Origin of the sequence: Aeromonas sp. V90_14, assembly GCF_029967615.1 — a bacterium.
Lineage (GTDB): Bacteria > Pseudomonadota > Gammaproteobacteria > Enterobacterales > Aeromonadaceae > Aeromonas > Aeromonas hydrophila.
This window is the reverse complement of the sequence record NZ_JASCAS010000048.1, coordinates 17,335-40,792: the sequence shown is the minus strand read 5'-3', so window position 1 is coordinate 40,792 and position 23,458 is coordinate 17,335. Positions and strand designations below refer to the sequence as shown.

The following is a 23,458-nucleotide window of genomic DNA, read 5'->3' as shown; positions in this document are numbered from 1 at the left end:
TGCTAGCGCGCCCGCGCCAGCAGGGCCTCCTTCAGCCAGCGCCCCGCCTGCCCGAGCGGGCGGGCGCGATGCCACTGCAGCTCCAGCGCCAGCTCCGGCTGGGTAATGAAGTCCGGCTTGAGCACCACCACCTCGCCCCGAGCCAGCGGCCGGTGCAGCAGAAAATCAGGCACCGCCGCCCAGCCCAGTCCCAGCTTGACCAGCTCCAGCACCCCCAGATCCCCCTCGACCCACCACACCTGTGCCGACAGGCGGAAACGATGGCGCTCAGTCCCTTCCCGCCGCCCCGTCACCATCAACTGGCGTGCCCCCTGCAGGTCGCTTTCCCGCAGCGGCGCCTTGTGGGCCAGCGGATGCTCGGGGGAGACCACCAGCGGCATGGGTACGCCCCCCAGCGAGCGGGCGACGATCTCCCGCTGCGGATGCTCCTTCTGATAGCTGATGCCGAGCTGGGCACGGCCGCTGGTCAGCATCTCGGTGAGATCCTCCATCAACGGAAACAACAGCTCCAGCTCCACCGTCGGGTAGCGGGTGGCGAACCCCTCCAGCACAGAGCCAAGCCAGGGCAGGTGGGAGTCATCGTCGATGGCCAGGGTGAGGCGTGACTCGACACCGGTGGCCAGCTCGCCGGCGATGGCCTGCAGTCGCTCGCTCTGGGCCAGCAAAATGCCCGCCTCCTGGCTGATGCGTACGCCCGCCTCGGTCAGCACCGGATAGCGGCCGCTGCGATCGAACAGTTCGAGCCCCAGGTCTATCTCCAGATTGGCGATGGCGGTGCTGACCACCGACTGCGCCTTGCCCAGCTGGCGCGCGGCCGCCGAAAAGGAGCCGGCCTGTGCGGCGGCCAGCAATACCCTGAGTTGTTCCAGCGATGGATTCATCGTCCTGCTCCTGCAAATGCGGTCATCTATCTATTTTAGCGATGGATACCAACGTGAAACTATCAACAAATAGGGATAGATTGCCAACCAGTCAGTCAACATACCTGTTTAAAGAGAGGAATTTATGCGTACCCGCAACGACCGTATCCGCCATGCCATCGGCTTTGAAGTGATAGGTCTGCTCATCGCCGCCCCCCTGGCCAGCTGGGTCACAGGTATCGAGCTCAGCCACATGGGGCCGCTGGCCATCCTGTTCTCGGTGCTGGCCACCGTCTGGAACTATGTCTACAACATCGGCTTCGACAAGCTGCTGCTCAAGTACCAGGGTCACCCGCACAAGACCTTGTGGCAGCGCGTGGTCCATGCGTTCGGCTTTGAAGGAGGCTTCATGGCACTGACCCTGCCGGTCATCGCCTGGTGGCTGGATCTCGCCCTGCTGGCGGCTCTGGCGCTCAACATCGGCTTCGTGACCTTCTATCTGGTCTACGCCTTCATCTACAACTGGAGCTACGACAAGGTGTACCCGATCCCGGGCCAGTGGCAGCAGAACGCACTGGGTTGAACGACGGCAAAAAACGGCAGGAAAAACGAGGCACCATCATGCAAGGGGCATGATGGTGCTGGGGGAGGACAAGCCCGGCGGGCCTGCCGCGGCGTTCAGGCTTGTGCCTTCAGCTCTTCGGTCGGGGCCTCTGCCTCGGCCGACTCCTGCGTCAGCATGGCCTCGATGTCGCTCTGGTACTGGGTCAGCAGTCGCTGGGCCGCGACCATGTCACCCTTGTGCAGGCGCTCGAACAGATGGTGCTGCACCACGCCATTGAGATACTCCACCGTGACTGGTTGCTCGAGGGTATCCAGCAGCTCCTCTTTTTCCAGCTCGGCATTGATTTCATCGGCACTGGTACGCAGCAGACCGGCCAGTTGCACCAACATACGGCGCTCACCTTCGCGCAACAGGCTCAACATACGGTTTCTCTGCTGCTCATTCTGTTGGGTCATACATTTCCTTACGTCGAATGGGAACAAGCCCGCTCATTCTGCCTTGTCGCTCTGACAGCGTCTATCTCATGCCCCCCACTTATTTTCATGTCGCAGCCGCAAAGTACGCCAGATGCTATTTGACCCGTCGCTAGGTATAGTAGCCACTGGTTTACGGGCGCCGAGCCGCCCCGATCGGACGAGATATTTCACCATGACCGACACCATTCTGGTGCTTTGCACCTGCCCGGATGAGGCCAGTGCCGACCTCATCTGCGCACAACTGCTGAACCAGCGGCTGGCGGCCTGCATCAGTCAGCTGCCCGGCCTCACCTCCGTCTATCGCTGGCAGGGCCAGATCGAACGGGCCACGGAGATCCAGCTCATCATAAAGTCGCACGCAGCCCTGTTCGAGCCGCTGCGCCATTGCATTCTTGCTCATCACCCCTATGAGGTGCCGGAGATCCTGGCGCTGCCCACAAGCCAGGGCCATCAGCCCTATCTCGACTGGATAAAACAGGAAACCTCATGACACCGTCTCGCCTGCTCTTTCCCCTGTTGTTGCTCTGTGCCCTGCTGGCCGGCCTGGGCTCACTGCCGGCCCGCGCCAGCAGCACGGATCTGCTGAGCGCCCTCGGCATCGAGGCCAGCGCCCAGCCCAAATTTCTGAAAGTGGATGAGGCGTTCGCCCTCGAGAGCGAACAGCAGGGCAATCGGCTGCTGCTGCGCCTGCGCATCGCCGACGACTACTACCTCTACCGCCACAGCTTCCGCTTCAAGGGGGAAAACCTTGCCTTCGAAGAGCCGGTGCTGCCCGCCGGCACCGAGCATGAAGATGACTTCTTCGGCAAGACCCAGGTCTATTACCGGGAGGTGCAGATCCCCGTCACCCTGACCGAGGCCGGCCAGCAGGCCAGCCTCAAGATCAGCTATCAGGGCTGTACCGACGGCCTCTGCTATCCCCCCACCGACAAGCTGATCAGCATCCAGCCGCTCATCGCCCAACAGAGCGAGCAGCCTGACCAGCCCACCCCGGCCAGCAGCCAGCAGGATCAGCTGGCGGCCGCCCTCGGCAGTCAGGGCTTCTGGCTCAGCGTCGCCGCTTTCTTCGCACTCGGGCTCGGCCTCGCCTTCACCCCCTGCGTCTTCCCCATGTATCCCATCCTGACCGGGATCATCGCCGGGGCCGGCCATCATCTCTCCACCCGTCGCGCCTTCCTGCTCTCCTTCGTCTACGTGCAGGGGATGGCGGTCACCTACACCCTGCTCGGGCTGGTGGTGGCTTCGGCAGGCTTGAAATTCCAGGCCGCGCTGCAACACCCCTACGTGCTGATCGGCCTCTCGGTGATGTTCGTGCTGCTGGCCCTCTCCATGTTCGGGCTCTACACCCTGCAACTGCCGAGCAGCCTGCAGACCCGGCTGTCAGGCCTCTCCAACCGCCAGCAGGGCGGCTCGGTAGCCGGGGTCGCCATCATGGGGATGATCTCCGGCCTGGTCTGCTCCCCCTGCACCACGGCGCCGCTCTCAGGAGCGCTGATCTACGTGGCCCAGAGCGGCGATCTCTGGCTCGGCGGTGCGGCTCTCTACGCCCTGTCGCTCGGCATGGGGCTGCCGCTGCTGCTGCTCGGTACCTCGGGCGGCAAGCTGCTGCCCAAGGCGGGCGCCTGGATGGACGTGATCAAGCAGCTGTTCGGGTTTGCATTGCTGGCAGTGCCCATCCTGCTGCTCTCGAGGCTCTGGAGCGATCAGGTCACCACCCTGGCCTGGCTCGGCTGGGGGCTGCTGCTGTGCGGCTACCTCTATCATCACAACCAGCATCAGGGCCATTCGGTGGGTCGCAGCCTGCGAGGCTTCGTGCTGCTGCTGGCCATGATCAGCGCCGTGGTGGTGGGCAAGGATCTGCTGCTGCCACCCCAGGGTGCCAGCACAGCCGCTCAGGCCGAGGCACCGGCCTTCATTCGCATCAAGACCCTGGATGATCTCAGGACCCAGCTGGCCGCTGCTCGCGGCAAGCCGGTGCTGCTCGATCTCTATGCCGACTGGTGCGTGGCCTGCAAGGAGTTTGAACACAAGACCTTCAGCGACCCGGCTGTGCGCGAGCGGTTCGGCCAGATGGTGCTGCTGCAGGCGGACGTCACCGCCAACGACGATGCCGATGTAGAGCTGCTCAACGGCCTCAACGTGCTGGGGTTGCCGACCCTGATCTTCTTCGACCGCGCCGGCAACGAGGTGAGCGGCCAGCGGGTCACCGGCTTTATGGGGCCGGCGGAGTTCCTCGATCACCTCGACAGGGTCAGCCATGCCAAGTGAACTGCGCCGATTGCAGGCAAGCGATGCACCTGCCTTGCAACGTCTGCTGGAACTGGCCCCTACCTATCAAGCGGCAGTGAGCGATGAGCCCCTCTCCGCACACGCAGCAGAAGAGGAGATGGTGGCGTGCCCACCCGGTCTGCCGCTCTCTGCCAAGCACCTCATCGGTCGCTGGGAAGAGGGGGAGCTGACCGCCGTCATCGATCTGCTGCGCGGTTATCCCGACCCGACCACCGCCTATCTGGGGCTGTTGCTGGTAGGGGAACCCTGGCAGGGGGCTGGCCGCGGTCAGGCGCTCTATCTTCACGCCTGCACGCTGGCTCGCTCATGGGGAGCCACCCGGCTTCGCCTGTCGGTCATTGCCAGCAATGAGTCCGCACTCTCTTTTTGGCGGCGCAGAGGGTTCACCGAGTGCTATCGTCGCGAGCTGGCTGGCTATCGGGCCGAGGCCATCGTACTGGAACGCGCACTGGAACCGTGAACCTAGGTTTGCCACTGCCCGTTCGCGTGGCACAATCTGCCCTCCCGTTTTGCTCTTTTTACACCTGTTCGGAGTTTTGATGAAAAAGTGGTTCATCCCCCTGCTGGCCCTCTGGCTGTATGGCTGTTACGCAGGCCCAGGTGAAGAGGCAATCCGGACCCAGGTCACCGCCAAGTTGCAGGCAGACACCGACGCCAATCTGTTCGAAATCAGTGACTTCGCCATCCTGGACAAGGAAGAGCGCATGGAGGGAGTCTATCTGGTCAAGGTGAGCTACCAGCTCCACTTCAAGCAGGGGATGGAACAGTTGCAGGTGCTGCACGACGAGGATCTGGTCTATGACAGGGTCGGCCCCTTCCAGCAGGAGATGGGACTGATGGAGCTGGAACGCAAATACGGCGAGTTCGAGGCGGGCCAGGTGCTGCCGCAGCAGGCCGAGGTGTGGATGATGAAAACCGAGCAGGGCTGGCGTCTGGCCGAGCCCGCGCACTGACACGCAACCAGCCAAGATACCCAGGCTGACTCAGGCCTGGGTATCCGCCCTATCCCCTTGCTATCCGGCGTGCAGCCCCGTTCAACACACGGGATGGACGAGCGCTGATCGTTTCACTACCCCTCGATTCCTGCAGGAAGCTGCAAATTTAAGCAGGCGGACTAACCAGACCAGGCTTCCCTTAGAACAGATCCTTGAAACGGTACCAGAGCATGCCGAGCGCCAGCAGGGGCGAGCGCAGCGCCGGGCCACCGGGGAAGGTCATGTGGGGCACGCTGCCAAACAGATCGAAACCCCGGCTCTCCCCCTTGATCGCCTCCGCCACCAGCTTGCCCGCCATGTGCGTGGCATTGAGACCGTGGCCGGAATAAGCCTGGGCGTAGAAGACGTTGGGCTGCTCCGGCAGACGGCCGATCTGGGGCAGCCGGTTGGCCCCGATGCCTATCATGCCGCCCCACTGGAATTCGATGGCGGTATCCGCCAGCTCGGGAAACACCCGCAGCAGCTTGGGCAGCATGAAGGCCTTGATGTCGCGAGGATCCCGGCCCGAATAGTTGCAGGCACCGCCAAACAGTAGCCGGCCATCGGCGGAGAGGCGGTAGTAGTCGAGCGCCACGTTCTGATCGCACACCGCCATGTTCTGCGGCAGCAGCCGCTGGCGCAGCCGCTTCTCCAGCACCTCGGTAGCGAGGATGTAAGAGCCCGCCGGCAACACCTTGCCCCCCAGCTCGGAGTTGAGGTCGTTGAGATAGGCGTTGCAGCCGATCACCAGGTAGTCGGCGCTGACCCGGCCGTGGGCGGTGGTGACCTGCAGCCGCTCGCCATAGTCGATGTGCACCACTCTGGACTGCTCAAACAGGGCCACCCCCAGGCTGGCCGCCGCACGCGCCTCACCTAGCGCCAGGTTGAGAGGGTGCAGGTGGCCGGAGCCCATGTCGATCATGCCACCGATGTAGCGATCCGAGCCCACCACACTGTGAATATCCTCCCGTGCCACCAGCTTCACCTCATGCCGGTAGCCGAGGCTCGCCAGGTGCGCCGCCTCCTCTGCAAACCCGGCCAGATGGCGCTGACGGGTGGCGAGATCGCAGTAGCCCCAGCGCAGGTCGCAATCGATGTTGAAGCGCTCGATCCGCTCGCGCACCAGCTCGACCGCCTCCAGCCCCATCAGGTCGAGCTCGCGCACTCCCTCGTCACCAATCCAGCGGGCGAACTGGCTGGTGTCGTGACCGATACCGCGAATGAGCTGACCACCGTTGCGCCCAGAGGCGCCCCAGCCGATGCGGTTGGCCTCCAGCAACACCACCTTGTAGCCGGCTTCGGCCAGATTGATGGCGGTGTTGAGACCGGTGAAACCGCCGCCGATGATGCAGACCTCGGCATTCAGTTCGCCACTGAGCTCAGGCCACTGCTGATTGTCGTTGCGGGTGGCCGCGTAATAGGAGGCCACGTGCTCCTGATGGGGGTAGTGCTTTCCTGCCTGCATGCTCAGCATCCTGCCTTGATAGCGTTGCGTTTACTAAAATAAACGGCCTGTCATCGATAATACTCAGCCACCCGCCGCCAATCCAGCCCGCAGGGATCACAGAAATGCAAAAGGTGCCTCGAAAGACACCTTGCTCACGTCCGCTGGCGACCCCGCCATGCGGCAATGCAAAGGGCGCCCCGCAGGGCGCCCTTTCATGCAATCAAACTACCGTAACGAATTACAGTACGTCGATGGCGTTCAGGTCGGAGAAAGCCTTCTCCAGACGAGCGATCATGGTAGTCTGGCCGGCACGCAGCCATACACGCGGATCGTAGAACTTCTTGTTCGGCTTGTCGGCGCCTTCCGGGTTGCCCAGCTGACCTTGCAGGTAGGCTTCGTTCTTCTTGTAGAAGCCCAGAATACCTTCCCAGGTCGCCCACTGGGTGTCGGTGTCGATGTTCATCTTCACCACGCCGTAGGAGATGGATTCGCGGATCTCTTCCAGAGTGGAACCTGAACCACCGTGGAATACGAAGTCCAGAGACTTGGCAGGGATGCCGAACTTCTCGGAAACGTACTTCTGGGAAGCGTCCAGGATGGACGGGGTCAGTTTGACGTTACCCGGCTTGTATACACCGTGTACGTTGCCGAAGGAGGCTGCGATGGTGAAACGCGGGCTGATCTTGGACAGACGCTCGTAAGCGTAAGCAACATCTTCCGGCTGGGTGTACAGGGCGGACTGATCCATGTGGCTGTTGTCGACGCCGTCTTCTTCGCCACCGGTGCAACCCAGTTCCAGCTCCAGAGTCATGTTCATCTTGGCCATGCGGGTCAGGTACTCGCAGCAGATGTCGATGTTCTCTTCCAGAGACTCTTCGGACAGATCCAGCATGTGGGAGGAGAACAGCGGCTTGCCGGTTTCAGCGAAGTGCTTCTCGCCCGCTTCCAGCAGACCGTCGATCCACGGCAGCAGCTTCTTGGCGGCGTGGTCGGTGTGCAGGATTACCGGCACGCCGTAGGCTTCGGCAACAGCGTGAACGTGCTTGGCACCGGAGATGGCACCCAGGATGGCAGCTTTCTGACCTTCCAGCTTCAGACCCTTACCGGCGGTGAACACGGCACCACCGTTGGAGAACTGAACGATAACCGGCGCTTTAACCTTGGCGGCAGCTTCCAGTACGGCGTTCACGGAGTCGGTACCAACGCAGTTTACGGCCGGCAGAGCGAAGCCGTTCTCTTTAGCGATGGCGAACACTTTCTGAACGTCATCACCAGTGATCACGCCGGGTTTTACGAAGTCGAAAATTTTCTTAGACATGTTTAATCGTCCTGTCTCGTATGCCGTTAATAAAAAATGGGGGGTTCATCATGAACCGGCACAGCGGGCACATGATAAACGAAACGGGAGGCTTTTGCCCCCCGTTCCGGGTCAATTAGGCTTTGGCGCGCTGTTCCAGAATCTCAACAGCCGGCAGAACCTTGCCTTCTACGAACTCCAGGAAGGCGCCGCCGCCAGTGGAGATGTAGGAGACTTTGTCAGCGATGCCGAACTTGTCGATGGCAGCCAGGGTGTCGCCACCGCCAGCGATGGAGAAGGCCGGAGAAGCAGCGATGGCTTCAGCGATAACCTTGGTGCCTTCGGCGAACTGGTCGAACTCGAACACACCAACCGGGCCGTTCCACAGGATGGTCTTGGCGTTCATGATGATGTCAGCCAGAGCCTTGGCAGAATCCGGGCCGATGTCGAAGATCATGTCGCCGTCGGTCACATCGTTAACAGACTTGATAGTGGCCGGAGTGGACTCGGAGAACTCGGCACCTACAACCACGTCGGTGGTCACAGGAATGTTGGTCTCGGCAGCCAGTTTCTTGGCGGTGTCGATCAGGTCGTGCTCGCACAGGGACTTGCCGACGTTGTGACCGGCAGCAGCGATGAAGGTGTTGGCGATGCCACCACCGACAACCAGCTGGTCAGCGATTTTGGAGAGGGATTCCAGAACGGTCAGCTTGGTGGAGACCTTGGAGCCGCCAACGATGGCAACCATCGGGCGCTCGGGCTTCAGCATGGCTTTGCCCAGCGCTTCCAGTTCACCAGCCAGCAGCGGGCCGGCACAGGCAACCGGTGCGAACTGGGCCACACCGTAGGTGGAGCCTTCGGCGCGGTGAGCAGTACCGAACGCATCCATTACAAAGACGTCACACAGGGCGGCGTATTTTTTGGCCAGCTCTTCGGTGTTCTTCTTCTCGCCTTTGTTGAAGCGGCAGTTTTCCAGCACAACCAGCTCACCGGCGGCGACTTCTACGCCATCCAGGTAGTCTTTGGCCAGACGAACCGGGCAGGACAGTGCGTCTTTCAGATAGTTGACAACCGGAGCCAGGGAGAATTCTTCGTTGTATTCACCCTCGGTCGGACGACCCAGGTGGGAGGTGATCATCAGCTTGGCGCCCTTTTCCAGAGCCAGCTTGATGGTCGGCAGAGTCGCCACGATACGTGCATCGGAGGTGACCTTGCCGTCTTTTACCGGCACGTTCAGGTCAGCACGGATCAGAACGCGTTTGCCCGCCAGATCCAGGTCAGTCATCTTGATAACAGACATATTCAGTCCTCTATATTTTCAGGTAATGTTAAAAACAGTAACCTTGCGCCCGGTGCAGGCTCTCAGCCTGCGGCCATCATGGCCCGGGTGGTATCCAGCATGCGGTTGGCGAAGCCCCATTCGTTATCACACCACATCAACATCTTGACGAGGTTGGCATCGCTGACCCGGGTCTGGGTACCATCAATGATGCAGGAGTGAGCATCATGATTAAAGTCTACGGAGACCAGTGGCTCTTCCGTGTAATCCAGAATACCGCTTAATGTACCTCTGGATGCCCGTTGCAGGGCTTGATTTACGTCAGTAACCGTCACTTTTTTACGAACAGTAATACTGAGATCCATTGCCGTTACATTGATGGTCGGTACCCGTACCGCGATCGCCTCGAACTTGCCGGCGAAGTGGGGGAGGATCCGCTCCAACCCCTTGGCCAGCTTGGTATCCACCGGAATGATGGACTGGCTGGCAGCACGGGTTCGACGCAAGTCGCTGTGGTAGGCATCGATGACTTGCTGATCATGCATGGCCGAATGAATTGTCGTAATAGTACCACAATTTATCTCGAATTCTCGATGCAATGTTTCGATGACGGGGACCACGCAGTTGGTGGTGCAGGAGGCGTTGGAGACGATCCGCTCGCGCCCGGTCAGCACCTGATGGTTGACCCCGTAGACGATGGTGGCGTCCACGTCCGCCTCGGCCGGATGGGAGAACAGCACCTTGCCCGCCCCCGCCGCCAGATGCAGCTCGGCATCGGCCCGCGAGCCGAACACCCCGGTGCAGTCCAGCACCACGTCCACCCCCAGCGCCCGCCACGGCAAGCGCGACGGATCCCGCTCGGCGAACAGGGAGATGAGATCCTCCCCCACCAGCATGCTGTTGCCGGCCAGCTGCACCGGATGGTGGAAGCGACCGTGGCTGGTGTCGAAGCGGGTCAGGTGCACCATGGCCTCGGGGGCGGCCAGCTCGTTGATGGCCACTATCTTGATGTTCTTGTCGCGGCCGCTCTCGTAGAGGGCCCGCAGCACGTTGCGGCCGATCCGCCCGTACCCGTTGATGGCAATCTTGATCATGAAAACTCTGGGTCCTTAGCTGGGACAAAGGGGCAAGCGGATGGCTGACTCACGACAGCAAAGCATCCTGAAATTCACCGCGGGCCAGCAGGGCCGCCCCGAATACCCCGGCGCTGTCCCCCAGGGCTGGAGCAATAATGGGGGTGGCGAAGCGGGGATTAAAGAGGAAGGGCAAAATAGTCTCCCGTCCCACACTGTACAGGCTCTGCACGTTGCCGACCCCGCCGCCAATGACGATCACATCCGGATCCAGGATGTTGACCACGTTGGCCAGCGCCTGGCCAAACAACAGATGCAGCCGGTCGATAGTGAGCTTGGCCACGTGGTCGTGAGCCGTCGCCGCCGCTATCTTGGCCAGCGAGAGGTGACGCTTGGCCTTGGCTTCGTACCAGGCCTCCAGCGCCGGGCCGCTGATGAAGGTCTCGACGCAGCCGCGCTTGCCGCAGTAGCACTCGGGGCCGTCGGGTGAGAGCACGTTGTGGCCCCACTCGCCGGCGATGCCGTGGTGACCGTTGAGGATGCGGCCGTTGATGACGATGCCGGAGCCGACCCCGGTGCCCATGATGATGCCGAACACCACTTTCGCATTGGGATGGTGCTGGCGCACCGCCCCCAGATGGGTTTCTGCCAGCGCGAAGCAGTTGGCGTCGTTGGCAATCAGCACCGGCACGCCGAGCCGGCGCTCCAGATCTTCCTTGAACGGCTTGCCGTTGAGCTCGGTGGTGTTGCAGTTTTTCATCAGGCCGGTCTGCGGATCACGCGCCCCCGGCGTGCCCATACCGATGACAGCCGGGCGCTGGCCAATCTTCTCGGCACACTCCTCCACCAGCTTGGCGATCTGGCCGATCATATGGTCATAACCGCCCGCCCGCTCGGTGAGGATGCGATGGCGCAGCAGCACCTCGTCGCCATCCAGCACCACACATTCACACTTGGTACCGCCAAGATCGATACCCCAATCCAGTGACTTGCTGCTCATCTTGCCTCCTGCGCTGGCGCCACGCTCTCGTCATTGCGGCGCCATTTTTTAATATAAAACGGGGCCTTGCGGCCCCGAATATCAAACAAACTCTTCTTCTCTCGCCCCGGCCTTAGCGGCCGTGGTACTGGGCGGAGAGCTCGTGTACCGCGTTGACGAACACGCCGGCGTGCTCCGGGTTCACATCCTGATGGATGCCGTGGCCGAGGTTGAATACGTGGCCGTTGCCGTGGCCGAAACCGGCCAGAATGGAGGCGACCTCTTCACGGATGCGAGCCGGAGTAGCGTAGAGCATGGAGGGATCCATGTTGCCCTGCAGCGCCACCTTGTCGCCGACCCGACGCTTGGCGTCGGCAATGTCGGTGGTCCAGTCCAGACCCAGCGCATCGCAACCGGTGGCGGCGATCTGCTCCAGCCACTGACCGCCGTTCTTGGTAAACAGGGTGACCGGCACGCGGCGACCGTCGTGCTCGCGGATCAGGCCATCGACAATCTTGTGCATGTACTGCAAGGAGAAGTCGCGGTAATCGCGCGGGGTGAGCACGCCGCCCCAGGTGTCGAACACCATGACAGCCTGCGCACCCGCCTTGATCTGGGCGTTGAGATAGCTAATCACGCTGTCGGCCAGCTTGTCGAGCAGCAGGTGCAGGGTTTGCGGCTCTGCGTACATCATCTGCTTGATCTTGGTGAACGCCTTGGAGCTACCCCCCTCCACCATGTAGGTGGCCAGAGTCCATGGGCTGCCGGAGAAACCGATCAGCGGCACTTCGCCCTTCAGCTCGCGGCGGATGGTGCGCACCGCATTCATCACGTAGCCCAGCTCATCTTCCGGATCCGGCACCGGCAGCGCCTGTACGTCGGCCATGGAGGTGATCGGACGCTCGAAGCGCGGGCCTTCACCCTGTTCGAAGTAGAGACCCAGCCCCATGGCATCGGGCACGGTCAGGATGTCGGAGAAGAGGATGGCGGCATCGAGTGGATAGCGGCGCAGCGGCTGCAGGGTGACTTCACAAGCCAGCTCGGCGTTGCGGCACAGGGACATGAAATCCCCCGCCTGGGCGCGCGTGGCCTTGTATTCCGGCAGATAGCGGCCAGCCTGGCGCATCATCCATACCGGGGTCATGTCCACTTCCTGGCGCAGCAGGGCACGCAGGTAACGATCGTTCTTCAGCTCTTTCATCCCAGTTCCTGAGTCATATCCAGCATAAAATGGCGGGTATGATACCACTTTGTGCGCGGCGGGGGGCGGCTCAAACGCCTGCCGCCGCCGTTGGAGTGCAAAGATGTGAAGGGGCGCAAACAAGCGCCCCTCTTTGCATCCCTCAGGCTTGGTCGCCGAGGCAGAGCGTGATGAGCCGCCGCGCTATGGTGCCATGGGGCGGCAGCCTTGGCAGCCCGTCGGCCTCGAAGAAATCGGCGGCCACCAGCTCCTCGTCCTGCACCCGGATCTCGCCGCTCTCATAATCGGCGGTGAAGCCCATCATCAGGCTATGGGGAAACGGCCAGGGCTGGCTCGCCACGTAACGCACATTGCTCACCCGGATGCCGCTCTCCTCGAACACCTCCCGCGCCACGCACTGCTCGAGGTTCTCCCCTGCCTCCACGAAGCCGGCCAGCACCGTATACATGGGATCGTCCGCCTGATAGTGACGGCGATGGGCCGCCAGCAGGATCGCCGGTCCCTTGCGCACCGCCACGATGATGCAGGGAGAGATGCGCGGGTAGACGACGTGACCCTGTTGGCACTCTTGTGCCCACTCCCCCGCCTTGGGGGCCATGGGGGCGCCGCACTCGCCGCAGAAGCGATGGCTGCGGCGGAAGGTGGCCAGCTGCCAGGCACGGCCCCCAAGGCGAAAACCCTCTTCATCGCCAGCCACCATCAGCTGGCGCAGCGGCATGAGCCGACCTGGGTCGGCCTCGGCCCCCAGATCCAGCAGATAACAGGGCAGATCGCCCCACTCATCAAAATGCTCAAAGGTGGCGGATTGCAGATGGGCGGGCAGGCTGGCGCGGGGGCCTTGTGGAATGCGCCCCTGTTCATCCAGCAGGACGAGGTGATCGCCCCCCAGCACGAACCAGCGGGCCTGTTCGGTTAATGGCATAGATGCAGCACTCTTTGTTGTGACGTCGGTCGGAATGTGCGCCCGGGGCTGGGCGGCGGTGACGGATGAAAGCGACAACCGGCCACCATATTAAGACGCGGCAAGCCGGGTGGCGACCCCAAGATGGCGGCTTTTCAATGCTCATGAGAACGCCCATGAAAAAGGCCGCCCGCAGGCGGCCTGATGTCGGTCACGGTCGATCAGGCATCGCCCATCGCCAGCAGGGAGGCGTTGCCGCCCACCGCCGTGGTGTTGATGGTGCGGGTCTTCTCGGTAATGAAACGGCTCAGGTAATGAGGGCCGCCCGCCTTGGGACCGGTGCCGGAGAGGCCCTGCCCGCCGAACGGCTGCACCCCGACCATGGCACCGATCTGGTTGCGGTTGATGTAGACGTTGCCGACGTTTATGCGGCTCGCCAGCTCCTCGGCATGGGATTCGTTGCGGCTGTGGATCCCCAGCGTCAGGCCGTAACCGGTGCCGTTGATGTCGCTGATCACCTTGTCCAGATCCCGGGCGGCGTAGCGCACCACGTGCAGGATGGGGCCGAACTGCTCGCGGGTCAGCTCGCGGATGGAGCCGATCTCCAGCGCGGTCGGCTGCACGAAGTGGCCCCCCAGGGTCACGGCCGACATGGGCGCCTGGGCGATCAGGCGGGCACGCGGGATCATGTGCACCAGGTGCGCATCCAGCCCGGCCTTGGCCTCGGCGTCGATGACCGGGCCGACGTCGGTGTTGTGCTCGGCCGGGTTGCCCACTTTGAGCTCCTGCAGGGCACCGGTCAAAATCTCCAGCACCCGCGGCGCGATCTCTTCCTGCAGGTAGAGCACCCGCAGGGCGGAGCAGCGCTGGCCGGCGCTCTGGAAGGCGGCGCTCACCACGTCGCGCACCACCTGCTCCGGCAGGGCGGTGGAGTCGACGATCATGGCGTTCTGGCCGCCGGTCTCGGCGATGAGCGGCAGGATGGCGCCATCACGCTGGGCCAAGGTCATGTTGATGAGCTTGGCGGTCTCGGTGGAGCCGGTGAAGCAGACGCCGCCGATGCGGGCATCCGCCGTCAGCTTGGCGCCGACGGTGGCGCCGTCACCCGGCAACAGCTGCAGCACGTCACCGGGAATGCCGGCCTGATGAGCCAGGGTCACCGCCAGGTGGGCGATGAGACCGGTCTGCTCGGCAGGCTTGGCGATGACGGTGTTGCCGGTGGCCAGCGCTGCGGCGACTTGTCCCAGGAAAATCGCCAGCGGGAAGTTCCACGGGCTGATGCAGACAAAGACACCGCGCCCCTGCAGGAACAGCTCGTTCATCTCGCCGGTGTAGCCGGGCAGCAGGGTGGCCTGCCCCATCAGGCTGCGGGCCTGCACCGCGTAGTAGCGGCAGAAGTCCACCGCCTCGCGCACCTCGTCGATGCCGTCCTGCAGCAGCTTGCCCGCCTCGCGGGTACAGAGGGAGATGAACTGCTCGCGGTTCGCTTCCAGCAGATCCGCCAGTTTCTCAAGGGCGGCGGCACGCTCGCTCACCGGGGTCTCGCGCCAGCGCGGGAAGGCGGCATGGGCCGAGGCCAGCGCCTGCTCCATCGCCTGCTCGTCGGCCCAGTGGATCTTGCCGACGGTCAGGCTCACATCCTGCGGGCTCAGCACCACGCGGGCTTCGTTGCGCTTGAGGGTCTCACCATCGACGATGGGACCCGCCAGCCACTGCTTGTTCTCCAGCTCCTTCAGCTTGGCGAAGAAGGGGCGCTGGATGGAGACGATGTTCATGTTGACGCCGCTGGAGTTCTTGCGGTCGCTGAACAGGTTCACCGGCTGCGGAATGCGATCGTTGGCCAGGCAGGAGTAGCGCTTGAGGGTACGCAGCGGGTGCTCGGCCAGGGAGTCGACCGGGGTGTTGGGGTCCACCAGCTTGTGGACGAAGGAGGTGTTGGCCCCGTTCTCCAGCAGGCGGCGCACCAGGTAGGGCAGCAGATCCTTGTGGGCACCCACCGGCGCATAGATGCGGCAGTGCAGGCCGGGATGTTCGTTCAGTACGGCGTTGTGCAGCTCCTCCCCCATGCCGTGCAGACGCTGGAATTCAAACTGGCGATCACCGGCCATCTCCAGAATGCTGACCACGGTGTTGGCGTTGTGGGTGGCAAACTGGGGCGAGATGAAGCCGCGGGTCGGCTCGCTCAGCAGGTAGCGGGCGCAGGCGAGGTAGGAGATGTCGGTGCCCGCCTTGCGGGTAAACAGCGGGTAGCCGGGCAGGCCGGCCTGCTGGGCGTATTTCAGCTCGCTGTCCCAGTAGGCGCCTTTTACCAAGCGAACCGGAATGAGATCGCCCTGCTCGCGGGCCAGCCCGGTGAGCCAGCAGAGTACCGGCAGGGCGCGCTTGGAGTAGGCCTGCACCACCATGCCGAGCTTGCCCCAGCCACGGTTCGCCTCGGAGCGATAAAGCTGCTCGAACAGATCGAGAGAGAGTTCGAGGCGGTCCATCTCTTCGGCATCGATGCTGATGGCCACGTCCTTGTCGCGGGCGAGGCGCACCAGTCCCACCAGCCGCTCGCACATCTCGCCGAGCACCCGCTCGCGGTTGGCCACGTCATAGCGCGGATGCAGCGCCGACAGCTTGATGGAGATGGAGGGGGCCGGGCCGCCGTCGCTGATGCGCTCGTTGCCCACCGCCTCGATGGCGCGCTGGTAGTCACCGAAATACTTGTCGGCATCGGCCAGGGTCAGGGCGGACTCTCCCAGCATGTCATAGGTGTGGGTGTAACCCTTCTCCCGGGACTTGCGGCTCGCCTTGAGGGCTTCCTTCATGTCGCGCCCCAGCACGAACTGCTTGCCCATGATCTTCATGGCGGCGTACATGGCGGAGCGCACCACCGGCTCCCCCAGCTTGTTGACCATGCGGCCCAGCAGGTTGGCCGGGTTGCCGTCCAGCTTCTTGTCCAGCTTGATGATCTTGCCGGTCAGCATCAGCCCCCAGGTGGAGGCGTTCACCAGGGTGGAGTCGCTCTTGCGAAAATGGGACGACCAGTTGGCGCCGGAGAGCTTGTCCTTGATCAGGGCATCGGCGGTCTCGGCATCGGGAATGCGCAGCAGCGCCTCCGCCAGGCACATCAGGATGATCCCCTCCTGGGTATCCAGGCTGTACTCCTGCAGGAAGGCGTCGATGCCGTCGCCGGAGCCGCTCTCCTTGCGCACCTTGGTCACCAGGGTGCGAGCACGCTGGGTCACCCGTTCCAGCGAGGCGCCGTCCCCCGGCAGCATGGCCGACAGCTCGGCCAGATAGGCATTTTCATCCACCACGTAGTTCTGGGTGATGGCTTCGCGCAGGGCGGCCAGATCGGAGGGAACATAGTCAGCGGCAAGCACTTGGGTAGCTTTGAACATATGGGGTCTTCCTGTACGCCCTAGGGCTGATATCGACGAAGGCGGCCATGCCGCCGAAACGCCAATAATGTATACAATATCGACCCATAGATGAAATGAAATTGTTGCCTATTATTAACAAAGATCGCTGATTGGCTCATATGGCGCACTATATCGGCGCCATATGCTAACCAGGCAAGATTCATCGCCTTATTTTGTATACAATTTTTCTCCAGGCAAAAAAGAAGGGTCGCCATGGCGACCCTTCACTCTGCTTCCGACAGCGGTTGTCAGTTCATCCAGCGATCGCCGCGGCTGCGACGACGGGGCAGCATGGGCAACAGGATGCCGAGCAGGATGCCGCCACCCACCATGGCACCACCGCGGATGAACCAGTCCATCTGCATGTCGTGCTCCTGGTTGTCGTAGCTCTGGGTCAGGGCGTCGTTCTGCTCTTTGAGATTGCCCATCTCCTCGCTCTGGCTGGCCAGCTGAGCCTTCAGGCTGGCGATCTCCTTGCTCTGCTCGGCGATCTTGCCATCCTTCTCGGTGAAGCGTTTCTCGTTGTCACCGTTGAGGTTCAGCAGGCGGGCCTTGGCCTCTTCCAGCTCTTTTTGCACCTGGGGCAGCCGTTCGCGCAGGCTGATCTCGCCCTGCAGCTCGCTGCTCTTGATCCAGCCTTCACGGCCACGACCATCCACCACCTGGGTGAAACCGGCTTCGTTGTTCACTGCCTTGACGTCCAGCGGCTCACCCGCCTTGACGCTGCCAAGGATCCGGTACTGGGTACCCGGACCATTGTGAATAAAGGTAAAGATGTTGTCTGAAACATAACGGGTATCGGCCAGTGCCTGTTGGGCACACAAGCAGATCAGGATCCCGAGAAGGGCGCGCATGGTCGATCGGTTCTCTTCGTTTGGTTAGGTGACTGGCGAATGTTAAGCCGCCTGCGGGTCAAAGGACAAGCAAAGAAAAGTGGCGCCCCCCGAGCTGAGAGCTGGCTCGCAACTTGTCTGCGCCGCGACGCGACCATTCCGGACGCCGCTGCCTATTTCTGTTTCAGTGCCTTCACCTCGTCCCGCAGGGCACGCAGCTCCTGCAACAACAGATCCTGCTGTGCACTCTGGTGATGGCGCCACTTCTCCAGCTCGCCATCCCCCCGCCCCGGCTGCAGAAACAGGCTGGCCATGAAACCGCTGATGGCGCCGAACAGGCCGACCCCGAACAGGATCAGCAGGCTGGCGACGAAACGCCCTTGCTCCGTCTTGGGCACCAGATCGCCGTACCCCACGGTCGACAGGGTCACCAGGGTCCACCAGAAGGCATCGTAGGGGGTCTGGATCTGGCTGCCGGGCTGGCCCGATTCGATCAGATACATGACCCCGGAACCGACCCCCAGCAGCAGGAAGAACAGGAACAGGATGCCAGAGAGGGTGGTCTCGTTGCGCTCGCGACGGAACATGGCCCAGAGATCCGGGTGCTCCTTGAACAGCTGATAGACCCGCCACAGCTGCAGCAGACGGGCCCAGCGCAGCTGCTCCACCATCGGCAGGCTGCCCGGCAGATAGAACCAGTTGGCCTTGAAGAAAGCCATCCGGTCGGAGGCGCGGGCCCAGCCGTAGGCGAAGTGGGCGAGGAAGAAGTAACAGATCAGGCTGTCGACGTCATAGAACAGCTGCAGGGTCTGGGGGGTGAGCTGGGCATGCCCCCACCAGCGGGCCGTGACCAGCAAAACCGAGATCACCGACAGAAACGCCATCAGCAGATCCATGGCGCGCAGATGAGTTAAGTGATGTCGCATACATTTTCCCACTTTAGGCACGGTGCGAATTAATAAAAAGGAAGATAATGCCGATAGTCCTGAGGACAAAGGAAAACCGGTCATTAAAAGGAGAAATATTATGCAGTTAAACCCGCTGGAGAGGCGAATGAGCAATATCCGGCTGGTACCCAAAGTGGTACTGCTCATGGTGTTCAGTACTGTGCTGCTGCTGGTCAAGCTCTGGTTCGACGCCAGCAATCTGGAAACCACCCTGCTCAGCGAAGGCATCGCGCCCGACAAGGCGGACACTATCGCCAACAGCCTGCTCTGGACCGGGTTGATGGAGACCGCCATCATGGGGCTGCTGTTCGTGGTGCTGCTGCTGACCGGCTCGCGCCTGATGGTCAAGCAGGTGCACTATCTGGTGGGCCTGCTGGAGCGCTTCGCCCGCAAGGATCTGAGCCATCGGGTACTGCTCAAGTCCCGTGACGAGTTCGGTGACATCGCCAAGGCGGTGGCCCACTCCCAGGAGAATCTCAAGGAGGTGTTCGGCACCCAGCGTGTCGCCTGCAAGGAGCTCAACGACATCGCCTCCCAGGTCACCCTTTGCATGGAGGAGGCCAACGAGGCCATCAGCGAGGAGTTCACCCAGATTGAGCAACTGGCCAGCGCCATGAGCCAGATGGTGGGCGCCATTCGCGAGGTGGCAGCCCATGCGGAGCAGGCCTCCCACGCCACCGCCGAGACCAGCCTGCTGGCCGAGGAGGGCAGCCGCTGCGTGGCCGCCACCGTCAACACCATAGATACCCTCTCCGGCAACATTCAGCGCTCCTCCACCGTGGTCAATCAGGTGGAACAGGGGGTCGAGCAGATCGGCTCCGTCGTGGATACCATTCGCGGCATCTCGGAGCAGACCAACCTGCTGGCACTGAACGCCGCCATCGAAGCCGCCCGCGCCGGCGAGGCCGGCCGTGGCTTCGCGGTGGTCGCCTCCGAGGTGCGCGAACTGGCCAACCGGGCCCAGGCCGCCACCGTCGAGATCCAGAAGATGATCGAGCAGCTGCAGGGCAACGCCCGCCAGGCCGCCGAACTGATGGCTCAGAGCGTGCAGCAGGCCGACAAGGGGGTGGAGCAGGTGACCCAGGCCGGTGACCAGCTCGCCACCATAGTGCAGCGGGTACAGGGGGTGGCCGACATGAACCGCCAGATCGCCGCCGCCTCCGAGCAGCAGAGCTCGGTGGCCGAGGAGATGAGCGGCAACCTGGAGCAGGTCAAACAGGTGGTGGAAGGCTCCGTGGTCGTCCTGCGCGAGCTGCAGGAGGCCTCCGAACTGGTGGAGCGCCACAGCCAGACCCTGGATACCCATATCCAGGCCTTCAAGCTGGCCTGACTTTCACGCAGCAATCTGGTTAGACTGGAAGGCCCCCACGAGGGGCCTTTCTTTTTTCATCGCGGCAAGGAGCCAGGATGCAGACTACAGAACTTGCGCTTGAAATCAGCGCCGACAAGGGACGGCTCGACGTGCCGCTCATTCACCGTTTTCTCTCTGAGGAGGCCTACTGGTGTCGCGGCATTCCCCTTGCCACCCTGCAGCGGGCCATCAACCATTCGCTCTGCTTTGGCGGCTACCTCGGCGCTCAGCAAGTCGCCTTCGCCCGGGTCATCACAGACAAGGCCACCTTCGGCTATCTGGCCGACGTGTTTGTCCTGCCTGAGCATCGCGGCCAGGGCTACAGCAAGGCGCTGGTGGCGGCCATGCTCGACCATCCCGAGTTGCAGGGATTGCGTCGCCTCTCCCTCGCCACCTCGGATGCCCACGGCCTCTACGCCGGTTTCGGCTTCGTGCCGCCCGCCAGCCCCGGCAGCCTGATGGAGATCTACCACCCCGATATCTACCAGCGCACCTGAACCACCGGCTGCCGATAATTCCCGCCGGATCATGCTTCTCGCCCCCCGCGCTGTGACGCAGGGGCCCGACAGTGCTAGATTGGCAGCCAGCGTTTTATCCGGCAGTTTCGTTAATCACAAGGACGGCAACCGTGGCCCAGCACTCTCCCTCTCTCTCCACCTTCTCCCCCCTGCTGCAGGAGCTGGCCCAGCGCCACTGGCAACGGCTGATTGAACTGGCCCCCGACTACGGCACGCTGCCCGAGCCGGTACGCCAGACCCTGCTGACCCTGCTTGGCCTCTCCGATTTTGTCGCCGATTCTCTCTTCAAACAGCCGGAATTGCTGACCGAGCTGCTCGCCTCCGGGGATCTGGATCAGGCCGAGCGCTGGCCCGCCTACCAGCACGATCTGACCGCCCTGCTGGCCGAGGTGGATGACGAGGAGGCGCTCAAGCGCATCCTGCGCCAGTTCCGTCGCAGCCGCATGCTGGTGATCGCCTGGCGCGAGCTGCTGGGTCACGCGGCGGTGGAAGAGAGCTTTATCCACCTCACCAGACTGGCGGATGCGCTGATCTGCGCGGCCCGCGACTGGCTCTACGCCAAGCAGTGCGGCGAGCTGGGCACCCCGATGGATGGCAACGGCAATCCGCAGCCGCTGCTGATCCTCGGCATGGGCAAGCTGGGGGGCGGCGAGCTCAACTTCTCCTCTGACATCGACCTTATCTTCACCTTCCCCGAGAACGGCTACACGGTCGGCGGGCGGCGCGAGCTCGCCAACCAGCAATTCTTTATCAAGCTGGGCCAGCGCATCATCAACGCCCTCCACCAGAGCACGGTCGACGGCCAGGTGTTTCGGGTCGATATGCGGCTGCGCCCCTTTGGCGACGCGGGGCCGCTCGCCATCTCCTTTGCCGCCATGGAGGATTACTACCAGCATCACGGCCGCAACTGGGAGCGCTACGCCATGGTCAAGGCGCGGGTGTTGGGGCCCCAGTGCGAACATGCGGTGGAGCTGGCCGAGATGCTGCGCCCCTTCGTGTTTCGCCGCTATATCGACTTCGGCGTCATCGACGGCCTGCGCCAGATGAAGGCGATGATCGCCGCCGAGGTGCGCCGCAAGGGGCTGGAGGGCAACATCAAGCTGGGGGCCGGCGGCATTCGCGAGGTGGAGTTTATCGCCCAGGCGCTGCAACTGATCCGCGGCGGGCGTGAGCCGGCGCTGCGGGTGCGCCACCTGCCCGAAGCGCTGGCCGCCATCGCCCAGTGCGGCGCCCTCGAATCCCCCCATTGCGACCGCCTGCTGACGGCCTACCGCTTCCTGCGCCGGGTCGAGAACATCTTGCAGGAGATCGGCGATCAGCAGACCCAGACCCTGCCCACCGAGGAGCGGGATCGCCAGCGGCTGATCGCTGCTCTCGGCTTTGCTGACTGGGGCGCCTTTATGGCCCATCTCGATGAGGAGATGGCGGCCGTCCATCAGGAGTTCGCCGCTGTGGTGGGGGAAGAGAAAGAGGCCCCCGCCCATCTGGAGCAGCTCTGGCTCGATCTCTGGCGCACCGAGCTCGACGCCGCCGAGCTGGAAAAACTGCTGATTGCGCAGGGGGTGGCCGAGCCCGCCCCGCTCTGCGCCGCCCTGCTGCGTTTCAAGGAGGAGTACAAGCGCCGTCAGGTGGGCCCGCAGGGGCGCATTGCGCTGGACTGGCTGATGCCGGAACTGCTGCGACTGGTGGTGGCCAGCGAGCAACCCGCCCGCCTGTTCGAACGGGTGTGCGAACTGTTGACCCGCATCTTCACCCGCAGCGCCTATCTGCAGCTGCTGGCGGAAAACCCGGGCGCCCTGCGCCAGCTGGTGCGGCTGTGCGACGCCAGCCATCTGGTGAGCGAGCAGCTGGCCCGCTACCCCATCCTGCTGGACGAGCTGCTCGATCCCCAGCACCTCTACCACCCCACCCCGCTCGATCAGTACAAGCCCCAGCTGCGCCAGTTCCTACTGCGCATCCCCGAAGAGGACGTGGAGCAGCAGATGGAGGCGCTGCGCCAGTTCAAGCAGGTGCAGCTGCTGCGCATCGTGGCGGCCGACATCGCCGGCGCCCTGCCGCTGATGAAGGTGAGCGACCACCTCACCTGGCTGGCGGAGGCGATCACCGAGGAGGTGGTCAATCAGGCCTGGGCCCAGATGAGCGAACGCTACGGGGTGCCACCCGAGGTGGCGGTGAGCGGCCAGCGCGGCTTTGCGGTGGTGGCCTATGGCAAGCTCGGCGGCATCGAGCTCGGCTACGGCTCGGATCTCGACCTGGTGTTCCTGCACGGCGGCGACCCCAACAGCTATACCGACGGGCGCAAACCCATCGACAGCCGCCAGTTCTACCTGCGCCTGGCCCAGCGGATCCTGCACCTGTTCAGCACCCGCACCCCGTCCGGCATCCTCTACGAGATCGACATGCGGCTGCGCCCCTCCGGCGACTCAGGCCTGCTGGTCTCGTCGCTGGCGGCCTACGAGCAGTACCAGCAAAACGAGGCCTGGACCTGGGAGCATCAGGCGCTGGTGCGGGCCCGCCCCATCTATGGCGATGAGGCGGTGATCGCCGAGTTTGCCCGCATCCGCCGCGCCGTGCTGGCCAAGGAGCGCGAGCTGCCGACGCTGGCCCGCGAGGTGCGCGAGATGCGCCACAAGATGCGGGATCACCTGCTCAAAGCGGGCGCCGGCGAGTTCGACCTCAAGCAGTCCCCCGGCGGCATGGTGGACATCGAGTTCATCGCTCAATACCTGGTGCTGGCCCATGCCTGCGGCGAACCCGAGGCGCTCACTCGCTGGTCCGATAACGTGCGCATCTTCGATGAGTGCGTGCTGGCGGGGGTGCTGACCCTGGAGCAGGCGGAGGGGCTCAAGCATGCCTATCTGGAGATCCGCAACCTCGGCCATCGCCTCAACCTCTCCGAGGTCTCCCGCAAGGTGGGCGACGACAGGCTGCTGCCGGAGCGCGGCCATGTGCTGGCAGTCTGGCAACAGCTGCTGGGGGAATAAACAGCAGGGGCGCCGAGGCGCCCCTTCTCATTGCTCGGGGCAACAATGGACAAATATTCTCCATATAAAACTCAATA

20 protein-coding genes are annotated in these 23,458 nt (G+C 63.1%); 8 read left to right on the top strand and 12 right to left on the bottom strand.

All coding sequences use genetic code 11. The features are described from left to right. Window positions 1-2: 2 nt before the first annotated feature. Window positions 3-881 carry a LysR family transcriptional regulator gene (locus QLG02_RS20860; protein WP_011704739.1) on the bottom strand — a complete coding sequence of 293 codons (879 nt, stop codon included), beginning with the start codon at window positions 879-881 and terminating at the stop codon, window positions 3-5. Window positions 882-1,005: 124 nt separating this feature from the next. On the opposite strand from QLG02_RS20860, the gene QLG02_RS20855 reads away from it, so the two are divergent. Further along, the gene (locus tag QLG02_RS20855) at window positions 1,006-1,443 is read left to right on the top strand and encodes a PACE efflux transporter (RefSeq protein WP_011704738.1); all 438 of its coding nucleotides are present in this window, start codon (window positions 1,006-1,008) and stop codon (window positions 1,441-1,443) included. Between the two features lie 95 nt (window positions 1,444-1,538). On the opposite strand, the gene QLG02_RS20850 is transcribed toward QLG02_RS20855, so the two are convergent. After that, window positions 1,539-1,880 (bottom strand): hypothetical protein, encoded by a 342-nt coding sequence (locus QLG02_RS20850; RefSeq protein WP_016349513.1) that lies wholly within the window; start codon window positions 1,878-1,880, stop codon window positions 1,539-1,541. A gap of 193 nt (window positions 1,881-2,073) precedes the next feature. Here QLG02_RS20850 and cutA point away from each other — a divergent pair, with 193 nt between their 5' ends. The 4 genes from cutA to QLG02_RS20830 all read left to right on the top strand — a co-directional run bounded on the left by cutA (window position 2,074) and on the right by QLG02_RS20830 (window position 5,143). Continuing rightward, a complete protein-coding gene (gene cutA, locus QLG02_RS20845; RefSeq protein ID WP_201905936.1) occupies window positions 2,074-2,391 on the top strand; it encodes a divalent-cation tolerance protein CutA in 318 nt (105 codons plus the stop codon). After that, window positions 2,388-4,169 (top strand): protein-disulfide reductase DsbD, encoded by a 1,782-nt coding sequence (locus tag QLG02_RS20840; RefSeq protein WP_282466037.1) that lies wholly within the window; start codon window positions 2,388-2,390, stop codon window positions 4,167-4,169. Before cutA ends, QLG02_RS20840 begins: the two co-directional genes overlap by 4 nt. After that, window positions 4,159-4,650 (top strand): GNAT family N-acetyltransferase, encoded by a 492-nt coding sequence (locus tag QLG02_RS20835; RefSeq protein ID WP_076362660.1) that lies wholly within the window; start codon window positions 4,159-4,161, stop codon window positions 4,648-4,650. Before QLG02_RS20840 ends, QLG02_RS20835 begins: the two co-directional genes overlap by 11 nt. Window positions 4,651-4,729: 79 nt before the next feature. Then, on the top strand, window positions 4,730-5,143 hold the full coding sequence (locus QLG02_RS20830; protein ID WP_024946158.1) for a hypothetical protein: 414 nt from the start codon (window positions 4,730-4,732) through the stop codon (window positions 5,141-5,143). A 181-nt stretch (window positions 5,144-5,324) separates the two neighbouring features. Here the strand turns inward: QLG02_RS20830 and QLG02_RS20825 are convergent, their stop codons facing one another. The 10 genes from QLG02_RS20825 to QLG02_RS20780 all read right to left on the bottom strand — a co-directional run bounded on the left by QLG02_RS20825 (window position 5,325) and on the right by QLG02_RS20780 (window position 18,576). Beyond that, window positions 5,325-6,629, bottom strand: coding sequence for an FAD-binding oxidoreductase (locus QLG02_RS20825; RefSeq protein ID WP_282466036.1), 1,305 nt, complete (start codon window positions 6,627-6,629; stop codon window positions 5,325-5,327). Between the two features lie 220 nt (window positions 6,630-6,849). Next, window positions 6,850-7,929 carry a class II fructose-bisphosphate aldolase gene (fbaA, locus tag QLG02_RS20820; protein WP_282466035.1) on the bottom strand — a complete coding sequence of 360 codons (1,080 nt, stop codon included), beginning with the start codon at window positions 7,927-7,929 and terminating at the stop codon, window positions 6,850-6,852. Window positions 7,930-8,044: 115 nt separating this feature from the next. Continuing rightward, complete coding sequence (locus tag QLG02_RS20815; RefSeq protein WP_120415498.1) at window positions 8,045-9,208, bottom strand: phosphoglycerate kinase; 1,164 nt, start codon at window positions 9,206-9,208, stop codon at window positions 8,045-8,047. A 62-nt stretch (window positions 9,209-9,270) separates the two neighbouring features. Beyond that, window positions 9,271-10,281, bottom strand: a complete 1,011-nt coding sequence (epd, locus tag QLG02_RS20810; RefSeq protein WP_010635047.1) for an erythrose-4-phosphate dehydrogenase — start codon at window positions 10,279-10,281, stop codon at window positions 9,271-9,273. A gap of 49 nt (window positions 10,282-10,330) precedes the next feature. Continuing rightward, complete coding sequence (locus QLG02_RS20805) at window positions 10,331-11,260, bottom strand: ROK family protein (RefSeq protein ID WP_282466034.1); 930 nt, start codon at window positions 11,258-11,260, stop codon at window positions 10,331-10,333. A gap of 112 nt (window positions 11,261-11,372) precedes the next feature. After that, the gene (gene hemE, locus QLG02_RS20800) at window positions 11,373-12,440 is read right to left on the bottom strand and encodes a uroporphyrinogen decarboxylase (protein WP_282466033.1); all 1,068 of its coding nucleotides are present in this window, start codon (window positions 12,438-12,440) and stop codon (window positions 11,373-11,375) included. Between the two features lie 142 nt (window positions 12,441-12,582). Next, a complete protein-coding gene (gene nudC, locus QLG02_RS20795) occupies window positions 12,583-13,362 on the bottom strand; it encodes an NAD(+) diphosphatase (RefSeq protein WP_282466032.1) in 780 nt (259 codons plus the stop codon). 200 nt (window positions 13,363-13,562) lie between these two features. Further along, the gene (gene putA / locus QLG02_RS20790) at window positions 13,563-16,727 is read right to left on the bottom strand and encodes a bifunctional proline dehydrogenase/L-glutamate gamma-semialdehyde dehydrogenase PutA (protein WP_282466031.1); all 3,165 of its coding nucleotides are present in this window, start codon (window positions 16,725-16,727) and stop codon (window positions 13,563-13,565) included. 269 nt (window positions 16,728-16,996) lie between these two features. Next, entirely contained in the window at window positions 16,997-17,602 is a 606-nt protein-coding gene (locus QLG02_RS20785; RefSeq protein ID WP_011704726.1) for a TIGR04211 family SH3 domain-containing protein, read from the bottom strand. A gap of 152 nt (window positions 17,603-17,754) precedes the next feature. Further along, window positions 17,755-18,576: a potassium channel family protein gene (locus QLG02_RS20780; protein ID WP_011704725.1), complete on the bottom strand. Its 822-nt coding sequence runs from the start codon at window positions 18,574-18,576 to the stop codon at window positions 17,755-17,757. A gap of 31 nt (window positions 18,577-18,607) precedes the next feature. Between QLG02_RS20780 and QLG02_RS20775 the strand changes: the two genes are divergently transcribed. The 3 genes from QLG02_RS20775 (at window position 18,608) to glnE (ending at window position 23,381) form a co-directional block, all read left to right on the top strand. Next, on the top strand, window positions 18,608-19,858 hold the full coding sequence (locus QLG02_RS20775; protein ID WP_029302409.1) for a methyl-accepting chemotaxis protein: 1,251 nt from the start codon (window positions 18,608-18,610) through the stop codon (window positions 19,856-19,858). A 77-nt stretch (window positions 19,859-19,935) separates the two neighbouring features. After that, window positions 19,936-20,376 (top strand): GNAT family N-acetyltransferase, encoded by a 441-nt coding sequence (locus tag QLG02_RS20770; RefSeq protein ID WP_011704723.1) that lies wholly within the window; start codon window positions 19,936-19,938, stop codon window positions 20,374-20,376. A 131-nt stretch (window positions 20,377-20,507) separates the two neighbouring features. Further along, window positions 20,508-23,381: a bifunctional [glutamate--ammonia ligase]-adenylyl-L-tyrosine phosphorylase/[glutamate--ammonia-ligase] adenylyltransferase gene (gene glnE / locus QLG02_RS20765; RefSeq protein ID WP_282466030.1), complete on the top strand. Its 2,874-nt coding sequence runs from the start codon at window positions 20,508-20,510 to the stop codon at window positions 23,379-23,381. Window positions 23,382-23,458: the final 77 nt, after the last annotated feature.

Coding starts and splice junctions, on each gene's coding strand:
- QLG02_RS20775 (WP_029302409.1), top strand. CDS start 18,608: ATGCAGTTAAACCCGCTGGAGAGGCGAATGAGCAATATCCGGCTGGTA.
- putA (WP_282466031.1), bottom strand. CDS start 16,727: ATGTTCAAAGCTACCCAAGTGCTTGCCGCTGACTATGTTCCCTCCGAT.
- QLG02_RS20770 (WP_011704723.1), top strand. CDS start 19,936: ATGCAGACTACAGAACTTGCGCTTGAAATCAGCGCCGACAAGGGACGG.
- hemE (WP_282466033.1), bottom strand. CDS start 12,440: ATGAAAGAGCTGAAGAACGATCGTTACCTGCGTGCCCTGCTGCGCCAG.
- nudC (WP_282466032.1), bottom strand. CDS start 13,362: ATGCCATTAACCGAACAGGCCCGCTGGTTCGTGCTGGGGGGCGATCAC.
- QLG02_RS20860 (WP_011704739.1), bottom strand. CDS start 881: ATGAATCCATCGCTGGAACAACTCAGGGTATTGCTGGCCGCCGCACAG.
- QLG02_RS20830 (WP_024946158.1), top strand. CDS start 4,730: ATGAAAAAGTGGTTCATCCCCCTGCTGGCCCTCTGGCTGTATGGCTGT.
- QLG02_RS20835 (WP_076362660.1), top strand. CDS start 4,159: ATGCCAAGTGAACTGCGCCGATTGCAGGCAAGCGATGCACCTGCCTTG.
- QLG02_RS20805 (WP_282466034.1), bottom strand. CDS start 11,260: ATGAGCAGCAAGTCACTGGATTGGGGTATCGATCTTGGCGGTACCAAG.
- QLG02_RS20815 (WP_120415498.1), bottom strand. CDS start 9,208: ATGTCTGTTATCAAGATGACTGACCTGGATCTGGCGGGCAAACGCGTT.
- cutA (WP_201905936.1), top strand. CDS start 2,074: ATGACCGACACCATTCTGGTGCTTTGCACCTGCCCGGATGAGGCCAGT.
- QLG02_RS20785 (WP_011704726.1), bottom strand. CDS start 17,602: ATGCGCGCCCTTCTCGGGATCCTGATCTGCTTGTGTGCCCAACAGGCA.
- QLG02_RS20825 (WP_282466036.1), bottom strand. CDS start 6,629: ATGCAGGCAGGAAAGCACTACCCCCATCAGGAGCACGTGGCCTCCTAT.
- epd (WP_010635047.1), bottom strand. CDS start 10,281: ATGATCAAGATTGCCATCAACGGGTACGGGCGGATCGGCCGCAACGTG.
- QLG02_RS20840 (WP_282466037.1), top strand. CDS start 2,388: ATGACACCGTCTCGCCTGCTCTTTCCCCTGTTGTTGCTCTGTGCCCTG.
- fbaA (WP_282466035.1), bottom strand. CDS start 7,929: ATGTCTAAGAAAATTTTCGACTTCGTAAAACCCGGCGTGATCACTGGT.
- QLG02_RS20855 (WP_011704738.1), top strand. CDS start 1,006: ATGCGTACCCGCAACGACCGTATCCGCCATGCCATCGGCTTTGAAGTG.
- QLG02_RS20850 (WP_016349513.1), bottom strand. CDS start 1,880: ATGACCCAACAGAATGAGCAGCAGAGAAACCGTATGTTGAGCCTGTTG.